Origin of the sequence: Aeromicrobium sp. Root236, assembly GCF_001428805.1 — a bacterium.
Classification (GTDB): Bacteria; Actinomycetota; Actinomycetes; order Propionibacteriales; family Nocardioidaceae; genus Aeromicrobium.
On the sequence record NZ_LMIS01000001.1, the window covers coordinates 3,742,075 to 3,766,022 of the forward strand.

Here is a 23,948-nt window from a genome sequence, read left to right on the forward strand (position 1 = left end):
ACACGGCGCGGCGTGTCGCAGCAGAAACGTCAGGCTCAGCGGGAACGGGACCTTAGAACGCGGCTTGGGCCTTCAGGGCTCGGGCGAGGTCGTCGCGGCCCTCGGACACGTAGCGCTTCGCCGCCGGGTTGGCGTTCGTCGACGAGAGCCACGCATCGACCTTGTCGAGCGTCGCCTGCGACGGGTTGGCCGACGGGAACAGGTAGATCAGCGCGACCTGGCCGATCCACACGCCCATGTCGTCGATGATCGTGCTGGCCATCTCGAGGTATCGGTCGACGTACGGCTCGAGGAGCTCGGCCTGCCCGGCGACCTGGAACGCCAAGGCGGTCTGGCGACGCGTCTCGTTGGGCGTCGAGGGGTCGATCGCGGCGATCTGCCACGCCGCGGCCTTGGCCTCGGCGAGCGGACGGATCGCGCGGGCGGCCGACGCGTTCTCGGTGCCGGAGATCGTGTTGTCGCGCTCGAGCTCCGCGGCGATCTCGGCCTCGTCCGCAGCGCCGATGCGGGCCAGCGCGGTGACGATCGTCCAGCGCAGGTCCGTGTCGACCGAGAGGCCCTCGAGCCCACCGTCGAGGATCTCGCGCAGGCGCTCGGGACCGGACGCCGCCGACGCGTACGCGCGTACGAGCGCCAGCTGGTGGTCGCTGCCGGGCTCGGCGGCCTCCATCAGGGCGCGCACGCCGGACTCCCAGCGCTCCTTGAGCTCGGGACGGGCCGAGTCGGGCGTGAACAGGTTGACCGCGCTGAGCCCCTGGCGCAGCAGCGATCCGACGGCAGTGAGATCGGTCTCCGACCCGACACCGGCGAGCACGAGGGTGACGAAGTCCGACGACGACAGCTCGGCGTCGCGCGTCATGTCCCACGCCGATCCCCAGCACAGCGCCCGGGGGAGCGAGTCCTCGAACGTGGCGATGCTCTCGATCAACGTCGCGAACGAGCGCTCGTCGAGCCGGATCTTGGCGTACGTCAGGTCGTCGTCGTTGAGCAGGATCAGGTCGGGCTGCTTGGTGTCGATCAGCTCGGTGATCTGCGTCGACGCGCCGCGGATGTCGGTCTCGACGCGTTCCGTGCGCACGAGCTTGCCCTCGACCTGGTCGTAGAGGCCGATCGCGATGCGGTGGCGCCGCAGCGTGGGGTAGGCGTCGATGGCGCTCTGCTCGACCGAGAACGACGTGAAGTAGCCCTCGTCGTTGGTCTCGAACGTCGCCCGCAGCGTGTTGACGCCCGACGTCTGCAGCCACTCCTCGGCCCACTCGCTCAGCTCGCGGCCCGATGCCGCCTCGAGCTCGACGAGCAGGTCCTTGAGCTCGGTGTTGCCGTACGCGTGCTTGCCGAAGTACGCCCGCAGGCCCGCGAAGAAGTCCTTCTCGCCGACCCACGCCACGAGCTGCTTGAGCGCCGAGGCGCCCTTGGCGTACGTGATGCCGTCGAAGTTGGCCTCGACGGCGTGCAGGTCGTAGTTGTCGGCCGCGATGGGGTGCGTCGACGGCAGCTGGTCCTGTCGATAGGCCCAGTTCTTGCGCGCGTTCGTGAAGCTCGTCCACGAGTCGGTGAACCGGGTCGCGTTGGTCGCCGAGTGCGACGCGGCGAACTCCGCGAACGACTCGTTGAGCCACAGGTCGTCCCACCACTTCATGGTCACGAGGTCGCCGAACCACATGTGCGCCATCTCGTGCAGGATCGTGTTGGCCCGCTGCTCGTACGCGGCGACGGTCTGCCGGCTGCGGAAGATCATCTCGTCGCGGAACGTCACGGCGCCGGCGTTCTCCATCGCGCCCATGTTGTACTCCGGCACGAACAGCTGGTCGTACTTGCCGAACGGGTAGGCCATCTCGAACGCGCCCTCGAAGAACTCGAAGCCCTGCTTCGTGACGAGGAAGATGTCGTCGGCGTCGAGGTGCCGGACGACCGACTGGCGGCAGAAGATGCCGAGCGGGATCTCCTCGTACGCTCCGCGGTACGAGTCGGTCACCGAGACGTACTCACCGGCGATCAGGGCGGTGATGTAGGTCGACATCCGCTTGGTCGGCTCGAAGTGCCATGTCGAGGTGCCCTCGCCGGCCGCGACGGGCTCGGGCGTGGGGGAGTTGGACACGACGGCCCAGTCCGAAGGCGCTGTGACGTGGAACGTGAAGATCGCCTTGAGGTCCGGCTGCTCGAACGTCGTGAACACGCGCCGCGCGTCCGGCACCTCGAACTGCGTGTACAGGTAGACGCGCTCGTCGACGGGGTCGACGAACCGGTGCAGGCCCTCGCCGGAGCGCGAGTAGGCGCAGGTGGCGTCGACGACGAGCTCGTTGCTCTCGGCGAGACCACTGAGCGCGATGCGGTTGTCGGCGTACGCCGAGACGTCGACCGGGTCGCCGTTGAGCGTGATCGAGGAGACCTCGGCGTCGACGAGATCGACGAAGGTCGAGGACCCCGGAGTCGCGCCGAACCGGATCGTGGTGACCGAGCCGAAGCGGGTGTCGGAGTCGAGGGTGAGGTCGAGCTGCACGTCGTAGGTCTCTGTGGAGACGATCGAGGCGCGCTCGCTGGCTTCTTCGCGGGTGAGATTGGTACCAGGCATGTTCGCCATGCTTTCACGCTGCCGTCCATGGGACGAGGCGGGTGGATGGTCCGATCTCGGGCAGGATGGAGTCATGAGCGAGCGCAGCGAGCGAAACATCAGGCAGTCATGACCCGGCCTCCGTATCGTTGGCTCTTGTTGGAGGTCGGGTCATGAACATCCCGTTCGCCGAGTCCGAGCGCTCCACTGTGGGCATCGAGTGGGAGCTCGCGCTCGTCGACACGGACTCAGGAGACCTCCGCCAGGTCGCCCAGACCGTCCTCGACGCGGTCGCGCCGGCAGGTGGCGGCGAGCATCCGCACATCCGGCAGGAGCTGCTGCTCAACACCGTCGAGATCGTCTCGGGCGTGTGCCACACGGTGCGCGAGGCCGGGGCGGACCTCGAGCGGGCGATCGAGGAGATCCGCGCCGTGACCGACCCGCTGCGGGTCGAGCTGATGTGCGCCGGCACCCACCCCTTCGCTGCCTGGGACCACCAGAAGGTGACCGACAAGGAGCGCTACGCGACGCTGATCGACCGTACGCAGTGGTGGGGCCGGCAGATGCTGATCTACGGCGTCCACGTACACGTCGGCATCGAGGACCGCGACAAGGTCCTGCCGATCAGCCGCGCCCTGCTGACCTACTACGGCCACCTGCAGGCGCTCAGCGCCTCGTCCCCGTTCTGGGGCGGCAAGGAGACCGGCTACGCGTCCAACCGCGCGCTGATGTTCCAGCAGCTGCCGACAGCGGGGCTGCCGTTCCAGTTCGAGGAGTGGAGCCAGCTCGAGGGCTACGTCGACGACATGCTGCACACCGGAGTGATCGACGTGTTCGACGAGATCCGCTGGGACCTGCGTCCGTCACCCAAGTTCGGCACGCTCGAGGTACGCGTGTGCGACGGGATCCCGTCGATGGCCGAGCTGCTGAGCATCTCGGCGCTGACCCACTGCCTGGTCGAGTTCTTCTCCTCCGAACTCGACGCGGGCCGCGAGCTGCCGACCGTGCCGCCGTGGTTCGCCCAGGAGAACAAGTGGCGGTCCGCCCGCTACGGCATGGACGCCATCCTGATCCTCGACAAGCACGCCGACGAGGAGCTCGTCACGACACACCTGCACCGCGTGCTCGAGCAGCTCGCGCCGGTCGCCGAGCGACTCAAGTGCACCGAGGAGCTCGGCGGGATCCACGACATCATCTCGGGCGGCGCGTCCTACCAGCGCCAGCGCAGAGTCGCCGCGATGAACGGCGGAGAGCTCGACGCCGTGGTCGGATCTCTCGTCGAGGAAATGCGCGCGGGTCGTCCGTTGTTGAACTTCCCATGACTTCTACTGACACCGCCACGTCCCCGACCGTCTCGACCTCGACCGAGACGGTCGACTTCTGGTTCGACCCGCTGTGCCCGTTCGCCTGGATCACGTCCCGCTGGATGCTCGAGGTGGAGCAGGTTCGCGACGTACGCACGACGTTCCACGTCATGAGCCTGTCCGTGCTCAACGAGGACAAGGACGTCGAGCAGCGCTACAAGGACATGCTCGAGCGTGGCTGGGGCCCCGTACGCCTCGCGATCGCGGTCGAGCAGGGACACGGTCCCGAGGCGCTGCGGTCGTTCTACACGTCGATCGGCACGCAGCACCACAACGAGAAGCGTGAGTTCGACAAGGCTCTGTACGAGGAGGTGCTCGAGGAGATCGGCCTGCCGGTCGACCTGGCCAACGCCGCCGAGGACACGTCGCTCGACGACGCCGTGCGCGCCTCGCACAAGATCGGCATCGACCGCGTGGGCGAGGAGGTCGGCACGCCCGTGATCGCCATCGGCGGCACCGCGTTCTTCGGTCCGGTCCTCCAGAGCATTCCCCGCGGTGAGGTCGCCGGGTCGGTGTTCGACGGCGCCCGGCTGCTCGCGAGCTATCCGGACTTCTTCGAGCTCAAGCGCACCCGCAAGGGGGAGCTCAACTTCGACTGAGCCTCGGACCTTGAGCTTGTCCAGGGGACGTCCTTTCGACAGGCTCAAGGACCGGAGGGGACTACTAGGCTCTTGCGCATGAGTCTTCACCCGCAGTCCCGCGAGCTGCTCGACCTGCTCGGCTCCTCCGCGTCCGGCCCGCTCGCCGAGTCGTACGCGGAGGTCCGGGCGACGGCCCGCGCCGCCGCTCTCGAGAGCACCGATCGGATCGGGCTCGACCACGTCAGTGACGTCGACGCCGACGGAGTGACCTGTCGCCTCTACCGTCCGCGTCAGGGCGCGCCGGTCGCGCTCTACGTGCACGGCGGCGGCTGGGTGCTGCACGACCTCGAGACGCACGACAGCTTCTGCCGCTACCTGGCCCACACGACCGGATGGGCGTTGCTGGCGGCGGACTACCGCCGGGCCCCGGAGCACCCCTACCCGGCACCGCTCGACGACGTGCAGACCGCGGCGGCCTGGCTGCGCACGCACGATCGTGAGCACCGGGTCGACGCGTCATACCTGCCGGCGATCGGTGACTCGTCCGGCGCCAACCTGGTTGCCGGGCTGGCGGTGCGCCAGCCGGACGCGATCGACTTCCAGGTGCTGATGTACCCGCCGGTCGACCGGCGCGCCGACCTGGGCGGGCCCGACGAGAACGCGGCGCTCGAGCGCGACGAGATGGACTGGTTCTGGGAGTCGTACGCGCCGGGCGACACCGGGGACCTGCCCGAGGTGTCGGTCGTCAACGCGACCAACCTGGCCGAGCTGCCACCGGCGTTCGTCGTGACCAACGAGCACGACCTGCTGCGCGACCAGGGCGAGGCCTACGCTGCGCTGCTGGCCGACGCCGGCGTCGACGTCGCCGCGTTCCGCGCGCTCGGCATGGTGCACTCGTACTGGCGGCAGCCGGCGCTGTTCGACGCGGCTCGGGCCACCGTGACGATGGTCGGCGCGCTGCTCGACGCCCGTCGGGCGCGCGCACGCTGACTGGCATACTGTGCGCGTGACCGGGGACGTGCGGAAGTCGAACAAGCGCACCCAGACCCTCCGCAAGCAGGTCGTCGAACGACCGCGACTCGTCGTCCTGCCGGTCGTGGGCGTGGCCTTGGTCGTGCTCCTGGTGCTCCTGCCCGACGCCGGCACCTTCGCGTCGTTGCTGGTCCTGCTCGCCGGCACCTTCCTGGTCCCTCGGATCTCCGAGTCGCCGTCGTACGCGTACGGGTTGCCGGGCGTGCCGGACGGCCCGCCCAAGCCCAGCCGCGTCCCGGTCGAGGCGCACACGTGGGTCAGCCTTGCCGCGGCCGCCGTCGCGGTGCTCCTCACGGTCGCCGGCGCCTCGTGGCCCGCGTTCGCGGCCCTGGCCGGCGTCGCGGTCGTGGCGTGGCTCGCGTGCGCCGCCACGATGCTGCGCTACCTGCGGCACGGCCGACGGGTGCGGCAGGCCCTCGAGGCGTACGCGCCGACGATCGCGATGGGATTCGCGGGCCGGTCCGGAGGCCCGTGGCAGCTTCGCATGTGGGAGCCCTACCTGCTGCGCTCCGGCGAGCGCTGCGTCGTGATCACGCTGCACGAGAAGTACCTGCCCCTGATCCTCGACGGCGCCAACCTGACGTCGCCGCTGGTGCAGCTCGGGTCCCGTGGGGCACGCGACCTCGACTCACTGCTGGTGCCGTCGATCCGCGCCGTGTTCTACGTGCAGAACGCCCAGGCCAACAAGGGCTTCATGGCCCACAAGAACCTCACCCATGTGTGGCTCAACCACGGCGACTCCGACAAGCCGGCCAACTTCAACCCCCGGCACGCGCTCTACGACGTGCTGGTGGTGTGCGGGCAGGCCGGGATCGACCGCTACGAGCGGCACGGCATCCACGTGGCACCCGAGAAGTTCCAGGTCCTCGGCCGGCCGCAGGCGGCAGGCGTACGCCCGGCGCGCGGTCCGATCGCGGAGCTGGACCCCAAGACGGTGCTCTACGCCCCGACCTGGCAAGGCCTCGACGAGGCGGTCAACTTCTCGTCGTTGGAGCGTGGCCCCGAGATCGTGCGTGCCCTGCTCGACCGGGGAGTCAAGGTCATCTTCAGGCCGCACCCGCTGAGCAACCGCTGGCGCATCCGGCGCGCGGTCGTCAAGGAGATCCAGGCGATCCTCCGCGACGACAAGGCGAAGACCGGCCGCAAGCACATCTGGGGCAACCTGGCCGAGAACACCTGGAGCGTGATCGACTGCGCCAACCGGTCCGACGCGCTGATCTCCGACGTGTCGAGCGTCGTGTCGGACTTCCTGCAGTCCGAGAAGCCGTACGCCATGACGAGCATGCGGGCAGGCATCGAGGCGTTCCGCGAGGAGTTCTCGGTGGCCGAGACGGCGTACGTCCTGCTCGGCGACCTGTCCAACCTCGACGAGGTGCTCGACGACCTGTTGGTGCGCGACCCGCTGGCGACAGCGCGTGCCGAGCGCAAGCGTTACGTGCTCGGTGACTTCGTCGGTGAGGAGTCCGCGGACGCGTTCGCCGCGTACGTACGCGATCTGGTCCGAGGTGCGTGAGCGTGCCGTCGCACGGACTGGAAGACTGAGCGCATGCGCGTCCACATCGGTTCCGACCACGCCGGCTTCGAGCTCAAGACCCACCTGATCGCCTGGCTCACCGACAACGGCTACGAGCCCGTCGACCATGGTGCTCACGCCTATGACGCGGAGGACGACTACCCGCCGTTCTGCATCGCCGCCGCCACCGCAGCCGTGGCCGAGCCGGGCTCGCTCGGTGTCGTGATCGGCGGTTCAGGCAACGGTGAGCAGATCGCCGCCAACAAGGTCAAGGGCGCACGTGCCGCACTCGGGTGGAGCACCGAGACCGCGTCGCTCGCGCGGCAGCACAACGACGCCCAGGTCATCGCCGTCGGCGCACGCATGCACACGGCAGACGAGGCGACCGCGATCGTCGAGACGTTCCTGACGACGCCGTGGAGCCACGCCGAGCGGCACCAGCGCCGCATCGACATGCTGCTGGCCTACGAGGAGACCGGCGAGCTTGCCTGAGGGGCACACGCTCCATCGGCTCGCGGACGAGCTCCGCACGGTCTACGGCGGGCGCGTCGTCGCGTCGTCGAGCCCGCAGGGCCGGTTCGCGGCCGAGGCGGCACGGATCGACCGCCGCGTCCTCGAGGGTGCCGAGGCGTGGGGCAAGCATGTCTTCGTGTCGTTCGCGGACCTGCCTGAGCAGGTGCACGTCCATCTCGGCCTCTACGGCACGTTCCTGGTCACTCCCGGCGTCGAACGCCCGGTCGTGGGCCAGGTGCGGTGGCGGCTGGAGGCGGACTCGACCGCGGACCTCCGCGGACCCAACGCGTGCGAGCTCCTGACACCGCCCGAGGTCGAGGCGCTGATGGCCCGGCTCGGCCCTGATCCCCTGCGCGACGACGCCGATCCGGAGCTGGCCTGGCGCCGCATCCATCGCTCCTCGATGCCGATCGCGACACTGCTGATGGACCAGTCGGTGCTCGCCGGGGTCGGCAACGTCTATCGCGCCGAGGTCCTGTTCCGCAACGAGGTCGCACCCATGACGGCGGGCAGTCGTGTCACCCGCAAGCGCTGGGACGCGATGTGGGCCGACCTGGTCGGCCTGATGCGCGAGGGCGTACGGACGGGTCGCATCGACACCGTGCGGCCGGAGCACGAGCCGGAGGCGATGGGTCGCGAGCCGCGAGCAGACGATCACGGGGGAGAGGTGTACGTCTACCGGCGCGAGCACCAGCCCTGCCTCGTCTGCGAGACCCCCGTCCGCCGTCGGGTCGTGGCCGGGAGAAACCTGTTTTGGTGCCCGGCGTGCCAGCATCGTGGATAGGGTCGATGGTGTGATGGCCGGCCTGCGACGTGCGTTGCCCAACGTGGCGAGCTATGTCGACGACCGCATCGTCAGATGGCGGACAGGCACGAGCGAGGGCCAGGTCGCTGTCCTCCTGGCGTTGATCTTCCTGTCGGCCGGCATCATGTTCGTGTCGTTGATCAGCTACAACACGTTCCCCGCCGCGACGTTCGTGATCCCGATGCTGCTCGGCACGATGGCCCTGCGCTACAAGCCGTTGCTGGCCCTCGTGATGTTCATCGTCGTCGCCACCGCGATCACCGTCACCCACGAGACGATCTCCAGCGGGATGACCACAGGGCGGATCAGCACCTTGGTCGTGATGGCGGTCGTCGCGGTCCTCGTGCTGTTCGAGTCGAGCCGGCATCGCAGCGGCCTGCCGGGTCCGCTCGGCGAGGCGATGCTCGTCGAGCTCAAGGACCGGCTGCAGGCGCAAGGCGTCGTGCCGCCGCTGCCCGAGGGGTGGAGGTCCCAGTCGGCGATGCTGTCGGCGGGTGGTGCCAAGTTCGCGGGCGACTTCCTCGTGGCCAACCTGTCCGAGGACGAGACCAGGCTCGAGATGGTCCTGGTCGACGTGTGCGGCAAGGGCGTGGCAGCAGGCACCCAGTCGTTGCAGTTCGCCGGCGCCCTCGGCGGCCTGATCGGCGCGCTGCCGCCTCTCGGCCTGTTCTCCGCAGGCAACGACTTCCTGATCAGGCAGAACTGGGACGAGGGCTTCGCCACGGCGGTCCACGTGCTGGTCAACCTCACGACGGGCGACTACTCGATCATCAACGCCGGGCACCCCCCGGCGCTCCGCTGGGAGGCCACGACCGGCGTCTGGGAGATCGACGGCGCACGCGGGACGGCGCTGGGCATCATGAAGCGCCCCGACTTCCACCAGACCACCGGACGGCTCGAGCCCGGCGACGCGCTGATGTTCTACACCGACGGGGTCGTCGAGTCGCGTACGCAGGACTTCACGGCCGGCATCGAGTGGCTGCGCACCGAGGCCGCCACGATCGTCTCGCACGGATTCGAGCAGGCCCCCCGACGCATCCTCAAGCTCGTGACCTCGGGTGACGACGACCGGGCGGTCCTGATCCTCAGTCGTCCTGGTGCTCGGAAGCGGCCGGCTGAGGGAACTGGGTCTTCAGCATCGCGTCCCAACCTCGCGCTCCCATGAGGCTGCGAGTCCGGATCGACAGGCTGGCCGACGGCGTCACGGTGTAGCGGATCCGCGGCCGGCGTGCAGTCAGGGACTTCTCGATGACCTTGGCGACGGCGTCGGGACCACCTCCCAGGTGGCGCATCGGCCCGGCGTACACCTCCTTCGTCGCCTTGGCGACCTCGGCGTTGAACGCCGCGTACGGGCCATCGGCGTTGCCCGCCATCGAGGCGACGGCTGCGTTCTCGAAGTTCGTGGTGATCAGCCCGGGCTCGACGATGACGACCTTGACCCCGAACCCGGCGACCTCGAAGCGCAGGGCGTCCGACAACGCCTCGACGGCATACTTCGTCGCGTGGTACGCCCCGCCGCCTGGGAACACCAGCCGGCCGCCCATTGACGAGATGTTGACGATGCGCCCGTTGCCTCGCGCCCGCATGGTCGGCAGGACCAGCTGGCACATCCGTACGAGCCCGAAGACGTTGGTCTCGAACTGCCGGCGGACGTCGTCGAGGTCGAGCGTCTCGACGGCGCCGGACTGCGAGTAGCCCGCATTGTTGACGAGCGCGTCGACCCGCCCGGCCTCGCTCAGCACGGTGTCGACCGCAGCGCTCATGGACTCCTCGCTGGTGACGTCGAGCGCCACCGTGCGGCAGCCCGCGGCCGCGAGCCCAGCCAGGGTGTCGGGCTTGCGGGCGGTCGCGTAGACCGTCCAGCCGGCGCCGGCCAGCCGTGCTGCAGTCGCTTCTCCGATCCCGGACGAGCAGCCGGTGATGAGCACGGTTCGTGCGGTGCGATCGGTCATGCGGTCAGTATGGCGGCGCCGCCGTGATTACGATACGGAGATGGCCGACGAGCGCGAGCCCATCCGATTCTCCGACGCGGCCGAGGCTGAGGCCTGGTACGAGGCCCACCACGCGGACACCGATCGCGCGTGGTTCGTGATCGCCAAGAAGGGGTCGAACCTCGAGACGCCCACGCTGGCCGAGCTGCTCGACCTCGCCCTCGCGTTCGGCTGGATCGACGGTCAACGGCGTTCACTCGACGACCAGGCCTATCTACAGTCGTACGGGCCGCGGCGCCAGCGGAGCCCGTGGTCGCAGATCAACCGGGACAAGGTCGCGGTCTTGATGGCGGCAGGGCGGATGCGTCCTGCCGGCCTCGCGGAGGTCGAGCGGGCCAAGCAGGACGGCAGGTGGGACGCGGCAACGGCGAGCCCCTCGACGGCCGAGGTGCCTGAGGACTTCCTCGCGGCCCTCGAGGCGAGCCCAGCCGCCAAGGCGTTCTTCGCGACGCTCAACAAGCGCAACACGTTCGCGGTCTACTACCAGCTGCACCACGCCAAGCGGCCCGAGACCCGCGCCCGGAGGATCGAGAAGCTCGTGTCGATGTTCGAGCGCGGGGAGACCCTGCACTGACCTACACGGTGCGGTCGACCCTGCGGTGGTAGTGCGTGCCCGCCTTGCCGCCGGCCAGTGCGGCAAGCAGGGTCGCGAAGATCGCCGCGGCGATCGTGATCGCGCCGCCGAGCGTCAGGTCGTCGGTCGGGATCGGTACGTCGGGGATGTCGACGCGGTTCATGACGTCGTACTCCGAGCCCCACACGGCGCCGACAATCGCTGCGATCACGACGACCACGAGGCTGATGAGCCAGACGGCCCAGCCCTGTCGTGCGCCGTCGAAGCGAGACATCCGGCCGGCGACGTAGCCACCCGCGTAGAAGCTGATCAGCAGCACCACGAGCAGCACGATCGCCGCCGCGACGCTGATCTCTCCGCTCTGGCGCTCGATGTCCGACTGCGTGACGTCGTTCGCGTCGCCGACGGCTGCCGCGATGGCGCCGATGATGCTCGAGAGCAGCACCGCCATGCCGACCGCGACGAGCCAGCCGAAGAATCCCGCGCCCAGGTTCATCCCGCCCCAGCGCTCACGCTGGTGCTCCTCGACCTCGGCGTCCCGCTGGTCCGGATCGACGTATGCCGTGCGGTCACCGTCACGCTGGTCCGGATCGACGTACGCCGTGCGGTCGCCGTCACGCGTACGGGTGTCGGTGTCGACGTGATTGCCCTTGTCCCTGTTCCAGATCATGGCCGTCTCCTGTTCCAGCTGCGTGTCCTCACGCGGAGGCTTGCCTGGCGGGAGTACCCGTTCCACCGTGGTTTCAAGCAAAACTCCAGGCGGTGGCACGTGGTTCGATGCCGGCGCCCTGGGTATCGCAGCAATGACGAAAGGGGACAGCATGACTGATCTGAACGGAAGTCGCGTCGCCATCCTGGCTGCCGACGGCGTCGAACGAGTGGAGCTGGAGCGGCCACGCAAGGCGCTGATGGAGGCCGGCGCGGACACGACTCTGCTGTCGCTCGAGGAGGGGGAGATCGCCGCTCGCGACAACGACCTCGAGGAAGCGGGCACCTTCGACGTGGACCGGGTCGTCAAGGACGCCTCGGTCGACGAGTTCGACGCACTGCTGCTGCCCGGCGGCACGGTCAATCCCGACAAGCTTCGGGCGGACGAGTCTGCGGTGGCGTTCGTGCGGGCCTTCGTCGAGAGCGGCAAGCCGGTGGCGGCGATCTGCCACGGTCCCTGGAGCCTCGTCGAGGCCGAGGTCGTGTCGGGCCGGACGGTGACGTCGTTCCCGAGCATCCGCACCGACCTGCGCAACGCGGGCGCGAACGTCGTCGACGAGGAGGTCGCGACCGACGGCAACCTCATCACGAGCCGGTCGCCCGAGGACCTCGACGCATTCTGCGAGGCACTGGTCTCGGCAGTGGCCTCTTCGCGTTGAGAGCGGACGACGATCCCTAGGTGGGCCCTTCGGGCCGCTGAGGGGCCCATGAGTCTCGTCGTCCGCGCAGCTGAACGCTACGCGTAGAAGAGAGCGGACGACGATCCCTAGATGGCGGCTTCGCCGCGCTGAGGGGCCCATGAGTCTCGTCGTCCACTCGACGGACCGCTACGCGGTGATGGGAGCGGACGACGAGACTCGAACTCGCAACATTCTGCTTGGAAGGCAGAGACTCTAACCAATTGAGTTACGTCCGCGAAGCCTTGCGGCAACGACATCCATCTTGCCACATGGCCGGCTCGGATCAGGCGCCGGTGTGCACCACGACATCGGCGTGGCGCCGGGTCTGCTCGGCCGCGAAGTGCACCGCTTCCTGCGCCGCCCAGATGTCCCAGAACGGGGCGTACACGTCACCGTCTCGCGCCAAGGCGCGCCGCTTGCGTACGTCGACGGGTGCCTCGACCCAGATCAACAGGCTGACGAACGGCCGGAGCATCGCCGCCCCACTTCCGACGCCGTCGAGGACGAGGATCCGGGCCGGAGGAACGTGCACGAGCGGCCCGGGCCGGTCACCGACCCAGTCCCAGCGTGGGGCGGTGCCGACGTTGCCGACAGCGATCGCCTCGAGGACCGCGTGCACGAGTGGGGGAGTCGCGGCGAGCCCGTGCCACCCGGGGTAGAGGTCCTCCAGGTGCAGCACTGCCGCACCCGCCGCCTCGGCCAGCTCGCCGGCGAAGCTCGTCTTGCCCGAGCCACTCGGGCCGTCAACCGCGACGACCCTCGTGGAGCCACACGCCGCCTGCCGTTCGCGGATGAGCTCGACGAGGTCGTCGTACCGATGCGAGGTCACGGGCCAAGTGTCCACTAGACTGGCGCGGCTACGGGATGTAGCGCAGCTTGGTAGCGCATCCGCTTTGGGAGCGGAGGGCCGCAGGTTCAAATCCTGTCATCCCGACCATGACCACGACATCGGCACCAGACGTACGTCTGACCGCCGCGTGACGTTCACCCTCCACTGGAGGGTTGGTCCTGTGCTCCTGCCCGAATGGGCGTGTGAGTACGGATCGCAGGCAGTTCCTGATCGGCGGTGTCGGTCTCGCCGCAGGATTGGGCGTCCTCGGGTCGGAGGTCATGTCGACGCCCGCAGCCTCGTCGACCGTGTCGCCCTTCCGGCACGGGGTGGCCTCGGGTGACCCGCTCCCGGACGCCGTCGTGCTGTGGACGCGGGTGACGCCGACCGAGCAGTCGCTGCCGGGATCTGGCCGTGGGCCGCGAGCCACGGTCCGCTGGGAGGTCGCGCTCGACGCGGCCTTCACCAAGGTCGTACGCTCCGGCGCCGTCGCGACCGACGCCGGACGTGACCACACGGTCAAGCTCGACGCGATGGGACTGGCACCGGCCACGGACCACTGGTTCCGTTTCACGTACGCCGATGCTGTGTCGCCCACCGGGCGTACGCGAACGGCACCGGCGCCGGGCAGCTCGCCGGAGCGACTCAGGTTCGGGGTCGTGTCGTGCGCCAACTGGCAAGCCGGGTGGTTCAGCTCCTATCGGCACCTTGCCGAGCGTGGCGACCTCGACGCCGTGATCCACCTGGGCGACTACCTCTACGAGTACGAGCCCGGGAAGTACTCGTACGGGCACCGCAACGAGGACGTACGCCGGCACGACCCGCCACGCGAGACCGTCAGCCTCAGTGACTACCGCCGCAGGCACGCCCAGTACAAGACCGACCGCGACCTGCAGGCGCTTCACGCGGCGGTGCCGTTCATCGTCACCTGGGATGACCACGAGGTGGCCGACGGCAGCTGGGCGCACGGCGCCTTCGAGCACCAGGCCCGCGAGGGGTCGTACGCCACGCGAGCACGAGCCGCGCGGCGGGCGTACGACGAGTGGATGCCGGTGCGGATCTCGGGCACCGCGGTGGCCGGCGACGGCCAGAAGATCTATCGGCGGCTGCAGTTCGGCACGCTGGTCGACCTGTCCATGCTCGACCTCAGGAGCTATCGCAGCAAACGCGTCGACGAGGACGATCCGGAGATCGACGACTCGAGGCGCACGATCACGGGGGAGCACCAGCTCGCCTGGGTGTCCGCCAATCTCGCCACCTCGCCGTGCCGATGGAAGCTCGTCGGCAACCCGGTCATGATCGCGCCGGTCAGGCTGCCGCCCAGGCCGGCGGCCGAGGAGTTCGCCCTGAGCCAGACCGTGAGCCTCACCCCGCTCAGGTCATCGACCCCCAACACCGATGAGTGGGACGGCTATCCCTCGGACCGTCGACGGTTGCTCGGGCGGGTCGAGTCGGCCGGGACCACGGACGTCGTCTTCCTGACCGGCGACGTGCACACGGCATGGGCCAACGAGGTGCCCGGGCCGGGTGGCAGCGTCGTCGCGACGGAATTCGTCTGCAGCTCGATCACGAGCAACAACGTCGACGACTTCATCGGCGCGCCCCCACGCACGGTCTCCTTGACCCTGGAGGCCGCGATCCAGACGGAGAACCCGCACGTGCGCTTCGTCAACCTCGACGACCACGGGCACTGTGTCCTCGAGGTGACACCGGAGCGGGTCCAGATGGACTGGTACGCCGTGGCCGATCGTCGCGATCCCCGATCGGGGTCGCGGCGCCTCGCTTCGTGGGCCGTCCGCTCCGGCAACGCGCGCATCGAGCCGGTCGACCGGACGTCGCGAGCGTGAGCGAGTCGTCACCTCCACATCCGGAGCTTGGCCGGGTTCCGCACCCCCCACACCCGCTGGATCCGTCCGTCCTGGACGTCGAAGGCGAACACCGTCGCGGCCACGCCCTCATGCGTGCCGACCAGGCCGGGCTGGCCGTTGACCGTACGTTCGAGCAGCGTGATCGCACCCGCCCGCGTCGCCAGGTCGATGAGATACCGGGCGATGGCTTCGGCCCCGACGATCGGCTGGAGCGAAGCCGGCACGACACCGCCACCGTCCGCGATGACCGTCGCGGCGGGGTCCAGGAGCTGGATCAGGGCGGCGATGTCCTTGCTCACCCACGCACGCTTGAACTGCCGGACGATGCCGGCTGTGTGAGCTGAAGGGGCCGTGACGGGACCCGCCTCCCGGATCCTGCGTCGCCCTGACGCAGCCAGCTGCCGGCACGCTGCCGGTGTCCGGCCCACCACCTCTGCCACCTCGGAGAACGAGTACCGGAAGACGTCGTGCAGGAGGAACGCGACACGCTCAGCGGGGGTCATCGTGTCCAACAGGACCATGAAGGCCATGTCGACCGACTCGTCCAACGAGATCCGGTCGACCGGATCGACCGTGATCGACGAGCTCCGGTCGCTCCACTCGACGCGGTCCGGGAGCGGCTCGGGGATCCATTCCCCGACGTAGGACTCCCGTCGGGCCCGCGCTGACTTGAGGACGTCGAGACTGATGCGGCTGGCGACTGTCGTGAGCCAGGCTCCCGGTGAGTCGATGTCGTCCCGCTCGGCTCTCGTCAGGGTGTACCAGCGGGCACACGTCTCCTGGACCACGTCTTCCGCCTCGGCCAGGGACCCGAGCATGCGATAGGCGAGCTTGGTCAGCCGGGCCCTCTCGTCCAGGACGGCTTCCAGGCCGGAGTCGTCCCCCTGCAGACGTGACTGCGTGCTCATCGGCGTCGCCTCCTCGGCGTCTGGCATCTCCCTGCCCTGACGGACGCCGGGGGCAGAACGTGACCGATCCGACCGCTTGCGGCCGCGTGATGCCGACCTGACGTTTCAACCCCCCGTCTCGTCGAACTGCATGACACCCACCGACCGACCCAGCAGAAGGGCTGAGAGACATGATCGAACCGGGACAGATGGCCGACCACTTCGAGATCGAGGCACTCCGCCACGAGTTCACGGACGCCGCCATGATGAACGACCACGAGCGTCTCGGATCGTTGTTCACCGCGGACGGCGCAGTGCGCATTCCGGACGCTGCGATGGAGGCCGTCGGACCGGCTCAGATCCGGGCCATGGGGGAGCGGCGAGAGTCGCTGGCTACGTGTTTCGTGCAGAACACGCACGGGGGTCCGATCGAGATCGACGGGGACGTGGCGTCCGGCCGGGCGTACATCTACGAGCTGTTCCAGATGAAGGACGGGACGGCGCACGTGAACTACGCGATCTACCACGACCGTTACGCGCGTACGCCGGACGGCTGGAAGTTCGACGAGCGCGTCTTCGAGATCCGCTACCTCGACTCGACGCCTCTCGCTGGAGCTGTTCCCACAGGTGTGCTGGACGTCGGCGGTCAACGTCAGCCGTGAACGTGTCGCGGTTGGGCGTCTCGGGGACCTGCCTGTGTGAGTTGGACGCCATTGACATGAACCATTGTTGAGGTTTGAGAATCTGACGAACCGGGCGCACTCAGGTCGTCCGAACGATGCTGAGAGGTGGCACGCGTGCGCGCGATCGAGGTGAACGGATTCGGTGGGCCCGAGGTGCTCGTTCCGGTGGAGAGGCCGGACCCGGTGCCAGGGGCTGATGACGTGGTCATACGAGCAGCGGCGATCGACACGATCTACCTGGACACGCTGATTCGAGGGGGCTGGGGCGAGGCGTTCGGGGTCGAGCCGCCCTATGTGCCGGGCGGAGCGGCAGCGGGCACCGTCGAGTCGGTCGGCTCGGGGGTCGATCCGACGTGGACCGGCCGCCGAGTCCTTGCCGGTCCCGGAACGACCGGTGCCTACGCTGAGCTCGTCCGTACGGCCATCGATCGGCTCGTGCCCGTCCCTGACGATCTCGGTCTGCCCGAGGCCGCTGCCCTGGCTCATGACGGGGTGACTGCGACGGGGCTGGTCGAGGCGATGGAGATCACGCTGGGCGAGCGGGTGCTCATCCTCGGGGCCGGTGGCGGGATGGGGACCCTGCTGGTCCAGATGGCGCACGCTGCGGGTGCCCACGTGATCGGAGCCGCCCGAGGCGTGGAGAAGCTCGATCTCGTCAAGGGTCTTGGCGCCGACGCCACCGTCGACTACTCGGAGACGGACTGGATCGAACGCGTGCGAGAAGCCGCGGACCGGCGTTCCATCGATGTCCTGCTCGATGGTGTCGGCGGTGAGCTCGGCGCAGCGGCATTCGCGCTGGTCGGGGACAAGGGGCGGGTCTCGACTCACGGCGTGGCGGCTGGGGGCTTTGCACGGCTGGACGACGACGTGGTGCGCGCTCGGGACATCACCGTCCGCGGCATCGAGCACGTCCAGTTCGAGGCTCCCGAGATGGTGCGGCTGGCGACGCGGGCGCTCGCGGAGGCAGCAGCGGGTCGACTGCGGCCCGTCATCGACAAGCAGTTCGACCTCTCGGAGGCGACCGCCGCCCACCGGGCCATCGAGAACCGGACCGTACGCGGCAAGGCGCTCCTCATCCCATGACCCAACCACTGGAAGAGGCAACATGACCATCTCGTCCCACGCCGTGCACCTCACCGTCGACGGCGCCGATGCCGCCTCGCGCTGGTACACCGCGGCGTTCGGCGCGACCGAGCTGACTCGCATCCACCTTCCCGGCGACAAGCTGATCCACGTACAGCTGCGCATCGGTGACCTCCTGATCACGTTGGCCGACGAGTTTCCCGAGCTCCAGTCGTTCGGCCCCGCTCATCTCGGCGGGACGTACGGCGCGATCTACCTCCAGGTGGACGACGTCGACGCGGCGTGGCAGCGTGCAGTCTCGGCCGGGGCCGAGATCCTGCGGCCGATCACGGACGCCTTCTGGGGCGAGCGGGAAGGGCAGCTGAGCGACCCGTTCGGCCATCGATGGGGACTGACCCAGCACCTGGAGGACATCCCGCCGGACACGTTGCAGGCCCTCGCGTCAGCAGCATTCTCCGGCGAGGGCCTGCATTGACCACGGTGAGCATGGGGCGGGGCGGTCAGGCCGAGACTCGATTCGGGGCTTCTTGGCGCTCATGAGAGACTGGTACGTCGCTGTATTCGCCGCGCACATGCCGGCTGCAGCCCCCAACCGTCAAGCATCGAGATCATGCAGGAGTCAGTCACGTGAAGAGCACCACCGAGACACTGAGCCCCACCCGGATCAAGCTCACCATCGAGGTGCCGTTCGAGGAGTTCAAGCCCAGCCTCGATGCTGCCTACAAGACCATCGGCTCGCAGATCACGATCCCCGGCTTCCGCAAGGGCAAGGTCCCCGCGGCGATCGTCGACCAGCGCGTCGGACGCACCGCGGTCCTCGACGAGGCCATCAACTCCGCGCTGCCCGGCTGGTACAGCCAGGCGCTGCAGGACACCAAGATCCAGCCGCTGAGCCAGCCCGACATCGACCTGTCGAAGTTCGAGGACGGCGAGCCCATCGAGGTCACCGCCGAGCTCGACGTCCGTCCGGAGCTCGAGCTGCCCGACGTGTCGACGATCGAGGTCACCGTCGAGGACGCCGAGATCAGCGATGACGACGTCGAGGAGCAGCTCACCGCGCTCCGTGAGCGTTTCGCGACGTTCGCCGAGGTCGACCGCGCCGCCGCCGAGGGCGACTTCCTGACGATCGACCTGTCGGCGTCGCAGAACGGTGAGGACATCGAGGCGGCACAGGCCGAGGGCATGCCCTACACGATCGGCCGCGCGACGATGCTCGACGGCCTCGACGAGGCCCTGATCGGCCTCAAGGCCGGCGAGTCCAAGACGTTCACGACCAAGCTCGTCGGTGGCGAGCTCGCGGGCCAGGACGTCGACGTCACGGTCACGGTCAAGGACGTCAAGGAGCAGCAGCTCCCCGAGCTCGACGAGGAGTTCGCACAGACCGCCTCGGAGTTCGACACGATCGAGGAGCTCCGCGCCGACCTCGCCGACCGCGTCACCCGTGGCAAGCGCATGCAGCAGGCCAACGAGGCCCGTGACCTCGTGCTCGACGAGATCGTCAGCAAGATCGACGCCCCGCTGCCCGAGAACCTCGTCACCGAGGAGATCGACAGCCGTCGCCAGCAGATCGAGCAGCAGCTCGCGATGGCCGGCGTCGAGTTCCAGACCTACCTCGACGACGAGAAGCAGACGATCGACGAGTTCGAGGCCGACCTCGAGAAGCGCGTGCGCGACTCGCTGATCGCACAGTTCGTGCTCGACCAGATCGTCGCCAACGAGGAGTTCGGCATCGACGACGCCGAGCTGTCGCAGCACATCATGCGTCGCGCGCAGCAGTCGGGTGAGGACCCCAACGCGTACATCCAGCACATCATGGAGCACAACCACGTGCCCGAGATGGTGAGCGAGGTGCTGCGCGGCAAGGCGCTCGCATCGCTCGTGGAGTCCGCCAAGGTCACCGACAAGTCGGGCAACACGATCGACCTGTCCAAGCTCCTCGCCGACGGCACCTACGCCGACGAGGCCGACGACGCAGAGGCTCCCGCCGAGGCGTGACCAATGACTCCCCGCGCGGGAGTTCATTTTCGGTTCGGATACCGGCAGTATGTACCCATGCCCGATGAACCTGCACGGACGACTGACGTCGCGGCGCTGGCTCTCGACTACAGCGACCGCCTGATCGTCGGGACTGTTCGCGACCTGCACTCAGCCGTGACGAAGCGTGTGTTCAAGGCGACGCGTGTCGTCGGGGGGCATGTGCCGGAGTCGTTGCACGACGCGGTCGTGACGTCGGTCTACGGTGCCATCTCCGGTGTGCTGAGGGTCTCCAGCGGCTCGGTCCGGGCGCTCGCGACCCGCGGCGTCGGCCGGCCGATCGAGGACACCAGGCGGGGCCGTCTCGTGGTCGCTGCCGTCAACGGGCTGATCGGTGACGAGCTGCGCATGCTCGACGATCCTCAGGCCATCACGATGGCGATCCGGCACGAGGGCCAGGACGTGCCTGCCACGTCATGGCCGCTCGCTGAGGCGTTCCGCGACGGCACGAGCCACCCCGTGGTGTTCCTCCACGGCCTGTGCGAGAACGACGAGTCGTGGGCCAACGGCGCGAAGGTGCACGGCACGACGTACGCCGAACGGATCCTCGCCGAGACCGACGGCACGCCGGTCATGATCCGTTACAACACCGGCCTCCACATCTCCGAGAACGGCAAGCACCTCGACTCGCTCCTGCAGCAGGTCGTCGAGTCCTGGCCCGTCCCGGTCACCCGCATCACGCTGATCGGCCACTCGATGGGTGGTCTCGTCGCCCGCGCCGCCACCAACCACGCGACGGCATCCGGTCAGACCTGGCAGCACCTCGTACGTGATGTGGTCTGCCTCGGCACCCCTCACGCAGGAGCCAACCTCGAGAAGGTCGCCCACCTCGGGTCACGGCTGCTGCGGTTCTGGCCGGAGTCCGCGCCGTTCAGCTCGATCCTCGAGAGCCGCTCGGCCGGCATCGTCGACCTGCGTCACGGCTACATCACGAAGGACGAGTGGGAGGGCCAGGACCTCACGGGTCAGTGGGGGCTCGACCGCATCGCGGCCGCCCCGCTGCCGCATGCGGAGTACCACTTCGTCGCGGCCACGCTCGGAGCCTCGCAGCGTCATCCTCTCAGCGCGGTGCTCGGCGACCTCCTGGTGCACTTCTCGTCGGCGACAGGAGTCGGCCGCGCCGGTCCGATCGTCGACGGTGCGACGTTCGAGTACCTGCCGAGCGCCCATCACTTCGCGCTGCTCAACCACCCGAGGGTGGGAGACTGGCTCGTCGAGTGGCTCAACTCCCGTACGCGCAACGTGCGCGCCCTGCCTGCCGCGCCGCGGCGCGCCTGAGCCACTTCCGCACCACGAAAGGCCTGACCCATGGGGCAACCCCCGCTCGAGTCGACCACCACGATCGCCGCGACACCTGACGAGGTCTGGGCCGCGGTGTCGGACGTCAAGGCGATGCACCGCCGCAGCCCGGAGCTGGTCGGCATGTGGTTGTTCGGCCCGCCGCGCGCCGGCCGGCGGGGCGTGAACCTCAACCGACGCAAGGGCTTCGTGTGGCCGACGTTCAGCCGCGTCGTGCAGTGGAAGCCGCCGGCCAACGACAACGGCCGCGGGGTGTTCCGGTTCCACGTGTGGCCGACCAACGTCGACTGGTCCTACGAGATCGAGCCCGCCGACGGCGGCACGCGGCTCACCGAGAGGCGTACCGCGCTGCCCGACCCGTCGCCGAGCGTCCGGTGGACCGCACGGCTCGCGCTGGGCGGGGCGGACGCCCACGACCGCGAGCTGAGCGACGGCATGGACCGCACGCTCGCCGCGATCAAGGCCGATGTCGAGCAGGTCGCTCAGCGGTAGAGCTCCTCGTCGATGCTCGCCAGCCGTGACGGATGGACGCGCTCCCCGAGGCCGTAGAAGTGCTGGAAGCTCATGATGAGCGGCCGCCAGCGATCGGGGTCGATGCGGTGCTCGGTGCCCGGCATGCGGATCGTGTCGTGCACGTGGACGCGGTCGACCTGGACCTCGAACATCAGGATGCCGTCGTCGACCGGCTTGAGGTCCACGACGTGCGCCTCCAGGTTGACCGGGCACTCGGCGATGCGCTCGGCAGCGACCGTCTCAGCAGGCAGGGGCGTCAGGCCGGCGCGGGCGAACTTGTCCGGCTCGTAGCGGTAGCCGCGCTCCGCCTTTGCAGGCGGCACGTCCTCGCGTCCTGTCGTGAGGGCCAGGCGGTCGACCTCCGTGACGAGGTCGACCGAGGGCAGGTTGAGGACGCACCCCAGGTTGCGCCGCAGGTTCGCCGCGGTCTGCGAGCGGGCACCGATGCCCAGGATGCCGGTGTGGCCGAGCCAGAACGCCGACGACATCGGCATGATGTTGGTGCTGCCGTCGGGGTTGACCGAGGTCACCAGGACGACGGGGGTGCCGAAGTAGAGGATCGCGGGGTCGATCACGATGTGCGGATCGCGGGTCTGCGTGGTGATGGTCATGCGTCCATCGTCCGGGACTTCCGGCGCTTGGACCGGCGGCTTTCGGACCTGGCGTTCGGGGGGTCAGCGGTCGACGAGGGTGAGCTCGAAGGCGTACAGATCAGGGCGGTAGGCGTGGCGGCCGTACTCGACGGCGCGGCCGGCGTTGTCGTACGCCGTGCGCTGCATCGTGAGCAGGGGAGCGCCCTTCTTCTCACCCAGCAGCGTGGCCTCGTCGGCGCCCGCGCCGCGCGCTCCGATGCGCTGCCGTGCGACGCGCATCAGGATGCCCGACGTGCGCATGTGCGCGTAGAGCCCGGTCTTCTCGAGGTCGACCTCGTCGAGGTCGACGACGTCGACGGGGATGAAGTTGTGCATCAGCGCGAGCGGCTGCTTGCCGACGAAGCGCAGGCGCTCGAGCGACCAGACGTCCTCGCCGATCTCGAGCTGGAGCTCGTGGGCGACATCCTCCTCAGCAGGCACCTTGCCGACCGCGATGACCTCCGTGCGCGGCTTCTGGCCCGCGGCGCTGAGGTCGTCGAACAGGCTGGTCAGCTCGACGGAGCGGCGGATCTTGCCGTGCACGACCTGGGTGCCGACGCCGCGCTTGCGCACCAGCATGCCCTTGTCGACGAGCACCTGGATCGCCTGGCGCATCGTGGGGCGGGACAGTCCGAGGTCCTTCGCCAGCGCGATCTCGTTGTCGATCCGCTCGCCGGGAGCGATCTCACCGGTCAGGATCGCCTTCTCGAACTGCTCGGCCACCTGGAAGTACAGCGGGACGGGACTCGACCGGTCGAGCGTGAACCTGGGGCCTGGCATGCGGACAATGTATCGACTCATGACTAGACGTCAATATGTCAGGACAAAGGGTTGACATGGCGTGTGAGGGCCGACACACTCAACCTTGATAGTTTGTCAGCACAAACCCGCAAAGGAACAGCATGACCGCGAGCGAGCTCCGCCCGACCGGCCCCCGAGTGGCCGGTGCCCCCATCTCGTGGGGGGTCTGCGAGGTCCCCGGGTGGGGCTGGCAGATGCCGCCCGAGCGGGTCATGACCGAGATGGAGCGTCTCGGGCTGACGGCGACGGAGTTCGGCCCTGACGGGTTCCTGCCCGAGGACCCTGAGGCCAAGGCGGCGTTCCTCACGACGTACGGGCTGCAGGCCGTCGGCGGGTTCCTGCCCGTCCTGCTGCACGACCCCGCCCACGAACCCATGGCGGAGGTCGACACGTTCATCGACGGCTGCCTCGCGACCGGTGCAGAGGTCGTCGTGCTCGCCGCCTCGACCGGACACGACGGCTATGACGAGCGCCCCGTCCTCGACGACGTGCAGTGGAAGACGCTGCTGACCAACCTCGACCGCATCGCCGACCACGCCGCCGAGCGCGGCGTGCTCGCCGTGGTGCACCCCCACATCGGCACGATGGTCGAGGACGCCGCCGATGTGCAGCGCGTCGTCGACGGATCGCACATCGGCTTCTGCATCGACACCGGCCACCTCAAGGCAGCGGGCGCGGACCCTGTCGCGATCACCCTCGACAACCTCGACCGGGTCAAGCACGTGCACCTCAAGGACGTCGACGCCGCCAAGGCGGCCAAGGTCGTCGCCAAGGAGATCACGTTCTCCGACGCGGTCGCTGACGGGATGTGGCGCGTGCTCGGCACCGGCGACGTCGACGTCAAGGCGATGGTGGAGGCGCTGCACGGCGCGGGCTACGACGGCTGGTACGTCCTGGAGCAGGACGTCATGTTCAAGGACGGCGAGCCCGAGGGCGAAGGCCCGATCGCGGACGTACGCGCGAGCCTCGACTACCTGAAGGCTGTTCTGGCGTGACCGAGCGCCAGC

24 protein-coding genes and 2 tRNA genes are annotated in these 23,948 nt (G+C 68.8%); 18 read left to right on the plus strand and 8 right to left on the minus strand.

Going from position 1 to position 23,948, the window contains the following annotated elements:
• Nucleotides 1-52 precede the first annotated feature (52 nt).
• Nucleotides 53-2,572: an aminopeptidase N gene (gene pepN, locus ASE12_RS18785; protein ID WP_056404969.1), complete on the minus strand. Its 2,520-nt coding sequence runs from the start codon at nucleotides 2,570-2,572 to the stop codon at nucleotides 53-55.
• 152 nt (nucleotides 2,573-2,724) lie between these two features.
• Between pepN and ASE12_RS18790 the strand changes: the two genes are divergently transcribed.
• The 7 genes from ASE12_RS18790 (at nucleotide 2,725) to ASE12_RS18820 (ending at nucleotide 9,524) form a co-directional block, all read left to right on the plus strand.
• Nucleotides 2,725-3,873, plus strand: coding sequence for a glutamate--cysteine ligase (locus ASE12_RS18790; RefSeq protein WP_056404133.1), 1,149 nt, complete (start codon nucleotides 2,725-2,727; stop codon nucleotides 3,871-3,873).
• Nucleotides 3,870-4,514: a DsbA family protein gene (locus ASE12_RS18795; protein ID WP_056404134.1), complete on the plus strand. Its 645-nt coding sequence runs from the start codon at nucleotides 3,870-3,872 to the stop codon at nucleotides 4,512-4,514. The genes ASE12_RS18790 and ASE12_RS18795 overlap by 4 nt, the downstream gene beginning before the upstream one ends.
• A 78-nt stretch (nucleotides 4,515-4,592) precedes the next feature.
• Entirely contained in the window at nucleotides 4,593-5,486 is an 894-nt protein-coding gene (locus ASE12_RS18800) for an alpha/beta hydrolase (protein WP_056404136.1), read from the plus strand.
• A gap of 16 nt (nucleotides 5,487-5,502) precedes the next feature.
• Nucleotides 5,503-7,041 carry a CDP-glycerol glycerophosphotransferase family protein gene (locus ASE12_RS18805; RefSeq protein ID WP_157413059.1) on the plus strand — a complete coding sequence of 513 codons (1,539 nt, stop codon included), beginning with the start codon at nucleotides 5,503-5,505 and terminating at the stop codon, nucleotides 7,039-7,041.
• Between the two features lie 33 nt (nucleotides 7,042-7,074).
• Nucleotides 7,075-7,533, plus strand: coding sequence for a ribose-5-phosphate isomerase (locus ASE12_RS18810; protein WP_056404140.1), 459 nt, complete (start codon nucleotides 7,075-7,077; stop codon nucleotides 7,531-7,533).
• Nucleotides 7,526-8,338 (plus strand): Fpg/Nei family DNA glycosylase, encoded by an 813-nt coding sequence (locus ASE12_RS18815; RefSeq protein WP_056404141.1) that lies wholly within the window; start codon nucleotides 7,526-7,528, stop codon nucleotides 8,336-8,338. The genes ASE12_RS18810 and ASE12_RS18815 overlap by 8 nt, the downstream gene beginning before the upstream one ends.
• A 13-nt stretch (nucleotides 8,339-8,351) precedes the next feature.
• Nucleotides 8,352-9,524: a PP2C family protein-serine/threonine phosphatase gene (locus ASE12_RS18820; protein ID WP_056404144.1), complete on the plus strand. Its 1,173-nt coding sequence runs from the start codon at nucleotides 8,352-8,354 to the stop codon at nucleotides 9,522-9,524.
• On the opposite strand, the gene ASE12_RS18825 is transcribed toward ASE12_RS18820, so the two are convergent.
• Nucleotides 9,445-10,311, minus strand: a complete 867-nt coding sequence (locus ASE12_RS18825; RefSeq protein ID WP_056404146.1) for an oxidoreductase — start codon at nucleotides 10,309-10,311, stop codon at nucleotides 9,445-9,447. The two genes, ASE12_RS18820 and ASE12_RS18825, sit on opposite strands and share 80 nt — an antisense overlap.
• Nucleotides 10,312-10,351: 40 nt before the next feature.
• Here ASE12_RS18825 and ASE12_RS18830 point away from each other — a divergent pair, with 40 nt between their 5' ends.
• On the plus strand, nucleotides 10,352-10,924 hold the full coding sequence (locus tag ASE12_RS18830) for a YdeI family protein (RefSeq protein WP_056404147.1): 573 nt from the start codon (nucleotides 10,352-10,354) through the stop codon (nucleotides 10,922-10,924).
• A 1-nt stretch (nucleotide 10,925) separates the two neighbouring features.
• Here ASE12_RS18830 and ASE12_RS18835 read toward each other — a convergent pair whose 3' ends face one another.
• Nucleotides 10,926-11,594, minus strand: coding sequence for a tripartite tricarboxylate transporter TctB family protein (locus ASE12_RS18835; RefSeq protein WP_056404149.1), 669 nt, complete (start codon nucleotides 11,592-11,594; stop codon nucleotides 10,926-10,928).
• A gap of 151 nt (nucleotides 11,595-11,745) precedes the next feature.
• On the opposite strand from ASE12_RS18835, the gene ASE12_RS18840 reads away from it, so the two are divergent.
• Complete coding sequence (locus ASE12_RS18840) at nucleotides 11,746-12,291, plus strand: type 1 glutamine amidotransferase domain-containing protein (RefSeq protein ID WP_056404151.1); 546 nt, start codon at nucleotides 11,746-11,748, stop codon at nucleotides 12,289-12,291.
• Nucleotides 12,292-12,474: 183 nt separating this feature from the next.
• On the opposite strand, the gene ASE12_RS18845 is transcribed toward ASE12_RS18840, so the two are convergent.
• Nucleotides 12,475-12,548: transfer RNA gene (locus ASE12_RS18845), tRNA-Gly, on the minus strand.
• A 47-nt stretch (nucleotides 12,549-12,595) separates the two neighbouring features.
• Entirely contained in the window at nucleotides 12,596-13,141 is a 546-nt protein-coding gene (locus ASE12_RS18850) for a hypothetical protein (protein ID WP_056404152.1), read from the minus strand.
• 31 nt (nucleotides 13,142-13,172) lie between these two features.
• Between ASE12_RS18850 and ASE12_RS18855 the strand changes: the two genes are divergently transcribed.
• Both ASE12_RS18855 and ASE12_RS18860 read left to right on the plus strand, forming a co-directional pair.
• Nucleotides 13,173-13,249: transfer RNA gene (locus ASE12_RS18855), tRNA-Pro, on the plus strand.
• Nucleotides 13,250-13,344: 95 nt separating this feature from the next.
• Nucleotides 13,345-14,988: an alkaline phosphatase gene (locus tag ASE12_RS18860; RefSeq protein ID WP_056404154.1), complete on the plus strand. Its 1,644-nt coding sequence runs from the start codon at nucleotides 13,345-13,347 to the stop codon at nucleotides 14,986-14,988.
• An 8-nt stretch (nucleotides 14,989-14,996) separates the two neighbouring features.
• Here the strand turns inward: ASE12_RS18860 and sigJ are convergent, their stop codons facing one another.
• The gene (gene sigJ / locus ASE12_RS18865; RefSeq protein ID WP_056404971.1) at nucleotides 14,997-15,917 is read right to left on the minus strand and encodes an RNA polymerase sigma factor SigJ; all 921 of its coding nucleotides are present in this window, start codon (nucleotides 15,915-15,917) and stop codon (nucleotides 14,997-14,999) included.
• A gap of 170 nt (nucleotides 15,918-16,087) precedes the next feature.
• On the opposite strand from sigJ, the gene ASE12_RS18870 reads away from it, so the two are divergent.
• From ASE12_RS18870 to ASE12_RS18895, 6 genes are all read left to right on the plus strand, one after another.
• A complete protein-coding gene (locus tag ASE12_RS18870; RefSeq protein ID WP_056404156.1) occupies nucleotides 16,088-16,558 on the plus strand; it encodes a nuclear transport factor 2 family protein in 471 nt (156 codons plus the stop codon).
• Between the two features lie 222 nt (nucleotides 16,559-16,780).
• Nucleotides 16,781-17,662: a zinc-binding dehydrogenase gene (locus ASE12_RS18875; RefSeq protein WP_235508947.1), complete on the plus strand. Its 882-nt coding sequence runs from the start codon at nucleotides 16,781-16,783 to the stop codon at nucleotides 17,660-17,662.
• A 22-nt stretch (nucleotides 17,663-17,684) separates the two neighbouring features.
• Nucleotides 17,685-18,137 carry a VOC family protein gene (locus tag ASE12_RS18880; protein ID WP_056404158.1) on the plus strand — a complete coding sequence of 151 codons (453 nt, stop codon included), beginning with the start codon at nucleotides 17,685-17,687 and terminating at the stop codon, nucleotides 18,135-18,137.
• A 152-nt stretch (nucleotides 18,138-18,289) separates the two neighbouring features.
• Nucleotides 18,290-19,657 carry a trigger factor gene (gene tig, locus ASE12_RS18885; RefSeq protein ID WP_056404161.1) on the plus strand — a complete coding sequence of 456 codons (1,368 nt, stop codon included), beginning with the start codon at nucleotides 18,290-18,292 and terminating at the stop codon, nucleotides 19,655-19,657.
• 57 nt (nucleotides 19,658-19,714) lie between these two features.
• Nucleotides 19,715-20,974, plus strand: a complete 1,260-nt coding sequence (locus tag ASE12_RS18890) for a triacylglycerol lipase (RefSeq protein ID WP_056404162.1) — start codon at nucleotides 19,715-19,717, stop codon at nucleotides 20,972-20,974.
• A gap of 30 nt (nucleotides 20,975-21,004) precedes the next feature.
• The gene (locus ASE12_RS18895; RefSeq protein WP_056404164.1) at nucleotides 21,005-21,487 is read left to right on the plus strand and encodes an SRPBCC family protein; all 483 of its coding nucleotides are present in this window, start codon (nucleotides 21,005-21,007) and stop codon (nucleotides 21,485-21,487) included.
• Here ASE12_RS18895 and ASE12_RS18900 read toward each other — a convergent pair.
• Nucleotides 21,478-22,119 carry a flavin reductase family protein gene (locus tag ASE12_RS18900; RefSeq protein ID WP_056404165.1) on the minus strand — a complete coding sequence of 214 codons (642 nt, stop codon included), beginning with the start codon at nucleotides 22,117-22,119 and terminating at the stop codon, nucleotides 21,478-21,480. The genes ASE12_RS18895 and ASE12_RS18900 overlap by 10 nt on opposite strands.
• 63 nt (nucleotides 22,120-22,182) lie before the next feature.
• Complete coding sequence (locus ASE12_RS18905; RefSeq protein ID WP_056404167.1) at nucleotides 22,183-22,920, minus strand: GntR family transcriptional regulator; 738 nt, start codon at nucleotides 22,918-22,920, stop codon at nucleotides 22,183-22,185.
• A gap of 122 nt (nucleotides 22,921-23,042) precedes the next feature.
• Between ASE12_RS18905 and ASE12_RS18910 the strand changes: the two genes are divergently transcribed.
• Entirely contained in the window at nucleotides 23,043-23,936 is an 894-nt protein-coding gene (locus ASE12_RS18910; protein WP_056404168.1) for a TIM barrel protein, read from the plus strand.
• The last annotated feature ends 12 nt before the right edge of the window (nucleotides 23,937-23,948 follow it).

What these genes read in the sequence shown, in the direction of transcription:
- ASE12_RS18830 (WP_056404147.1), top strand. Translation starts at nt 10,352, where the DNA reads ATGGCCGACGAGCGCGAGCCCATCCGATTCTCCGACGCGGCCGAGGCT.
- ASE12_RS18840 (WP_056404151.1), top strand. Translation starts at nt 11,746, where the DNA reads ATGACTGATCTGAACGGAAGTCGCGTCGCCATCCTGGCTGCCGACGGC.
- ASE12_RS18905 (WP_056404167.1), bottom strand. Translation starts at nt 22,920, where the DNA reads ATGCCAGGCCCCAGGTTCACGCTCGACCGGTCGAGTCCCGTCCCGCTG.
- ASE12_RS18910 (WP_056404168.1), top strand. Translation starts at nt 23,043, where the DNA reads ATGACCGCGAGCGAGCTCCGCCCGACCGGCCCCCGAGTGGCCGGTGCC.
- ASE12_RS18795 (WP_056404134.1), top strand. Translation starts at nt 3,870, where the DNA reads ATGACTTCTACTGACACCGCCACGTCCCCGACCGTCTCGACCTCGACC.
- ASE12_RS18800 (WP_056404136.1), top strand. Translation starts at nt 4,593, where the DNA reads ATGAGTCTTCACCCGCAGTCCCGCGAGCTGCTCGACCTGCTCGGCTCC.
- ASE12_RS18820 (WP_056404144.1), top strand. Translation starts at nt 8,352, where the DNA reads ATGGCCGGCCTGCGACGTGCGTTGCCCAACGTGGCGAGCTATGTCGAC.
- ASE12_RS18825 (WP_056404146.1), bottom strand. Translation starts at nt 10,311, where the DNA reads ATGACCGATCGCACCGCACGAACCGTGCTCATCACCGGCTGCTCGTCC.
- ASE12_RS18870 (WP_056404156.1), top strand. Translation starts at nt 16,088, where the DNA reads ATGATCGAACCGGGACAGATGGCCGACCACTTCGAGATCGAGGCACTC.
- ASE12_RS18895 (WP_056404164.1), top strand. Translation starts at nt 21,005, where the DNA reads ATGGGGCAACCCCCGCTCGAGTCGACCACCACGATCGCCGCGACACCT.
- ASE12_RS18835 (WP_056404149.1), bottom strand. Translation starts at nt 11,594, where the DNA reads ATGATCTGGAACAGGGACAAGGGCAATCACGTCGACACCGACACCCGT.
- ASE12_RS18900 (WP_056404165.1), bottom strand. Translation starts at nt 22,119, where the DNA reads ATGACCATCACCACGCAGACCCGCGATCCGCACATCGTGATCGACCCC.
- ASE12_RS18880 (WP_056404158.1), top strand. Translation starts at nt 17,685, where the DNA reads ATGACCATCTCGTCCCACGCCGTGCACCTCACCGTCGACGGCGCCGAT.
- ASE12_RS18810 (WP_056404140.1), top strand. Translation starts at nt 7,075, where the DNA reads ATGCGCGTCCACATCGGTTCCGACCACGCCGGCTTCGAGCTCAAGACC.
- pepN (WP_056404969.1), bottom strand. Translation starts at nt 2,572, where the DNA reads ATGCCTGGTACCAATCTCACCCGCGAAGAAGCCAGCGAGCGCGCCTCG.
- ASE12_RS18790 (WP_056404133.1), top strand. Translation starts at nt 2,725, where the DNA reads ATGAACATCCCGTTCGCCGAGTCCGAGCGCTCCACTGTGGGCATCGAG.
- ASE12_RS18890 (WP_056404162.1), top strand. Translation starts at nt 19,715, where the DNA reads ATGCCCGATGAACCTGCACGGACGACTGACGTCGCGGCGCTGGCTCTC.
- sigJ (WP_056404971.1), bottom strand. Translation starts at nt 15,917, where the DNA reads ATGAGCACGCAGTCACGTCTGCAGGGGGACGACTCCGGCCTGGAAGCC.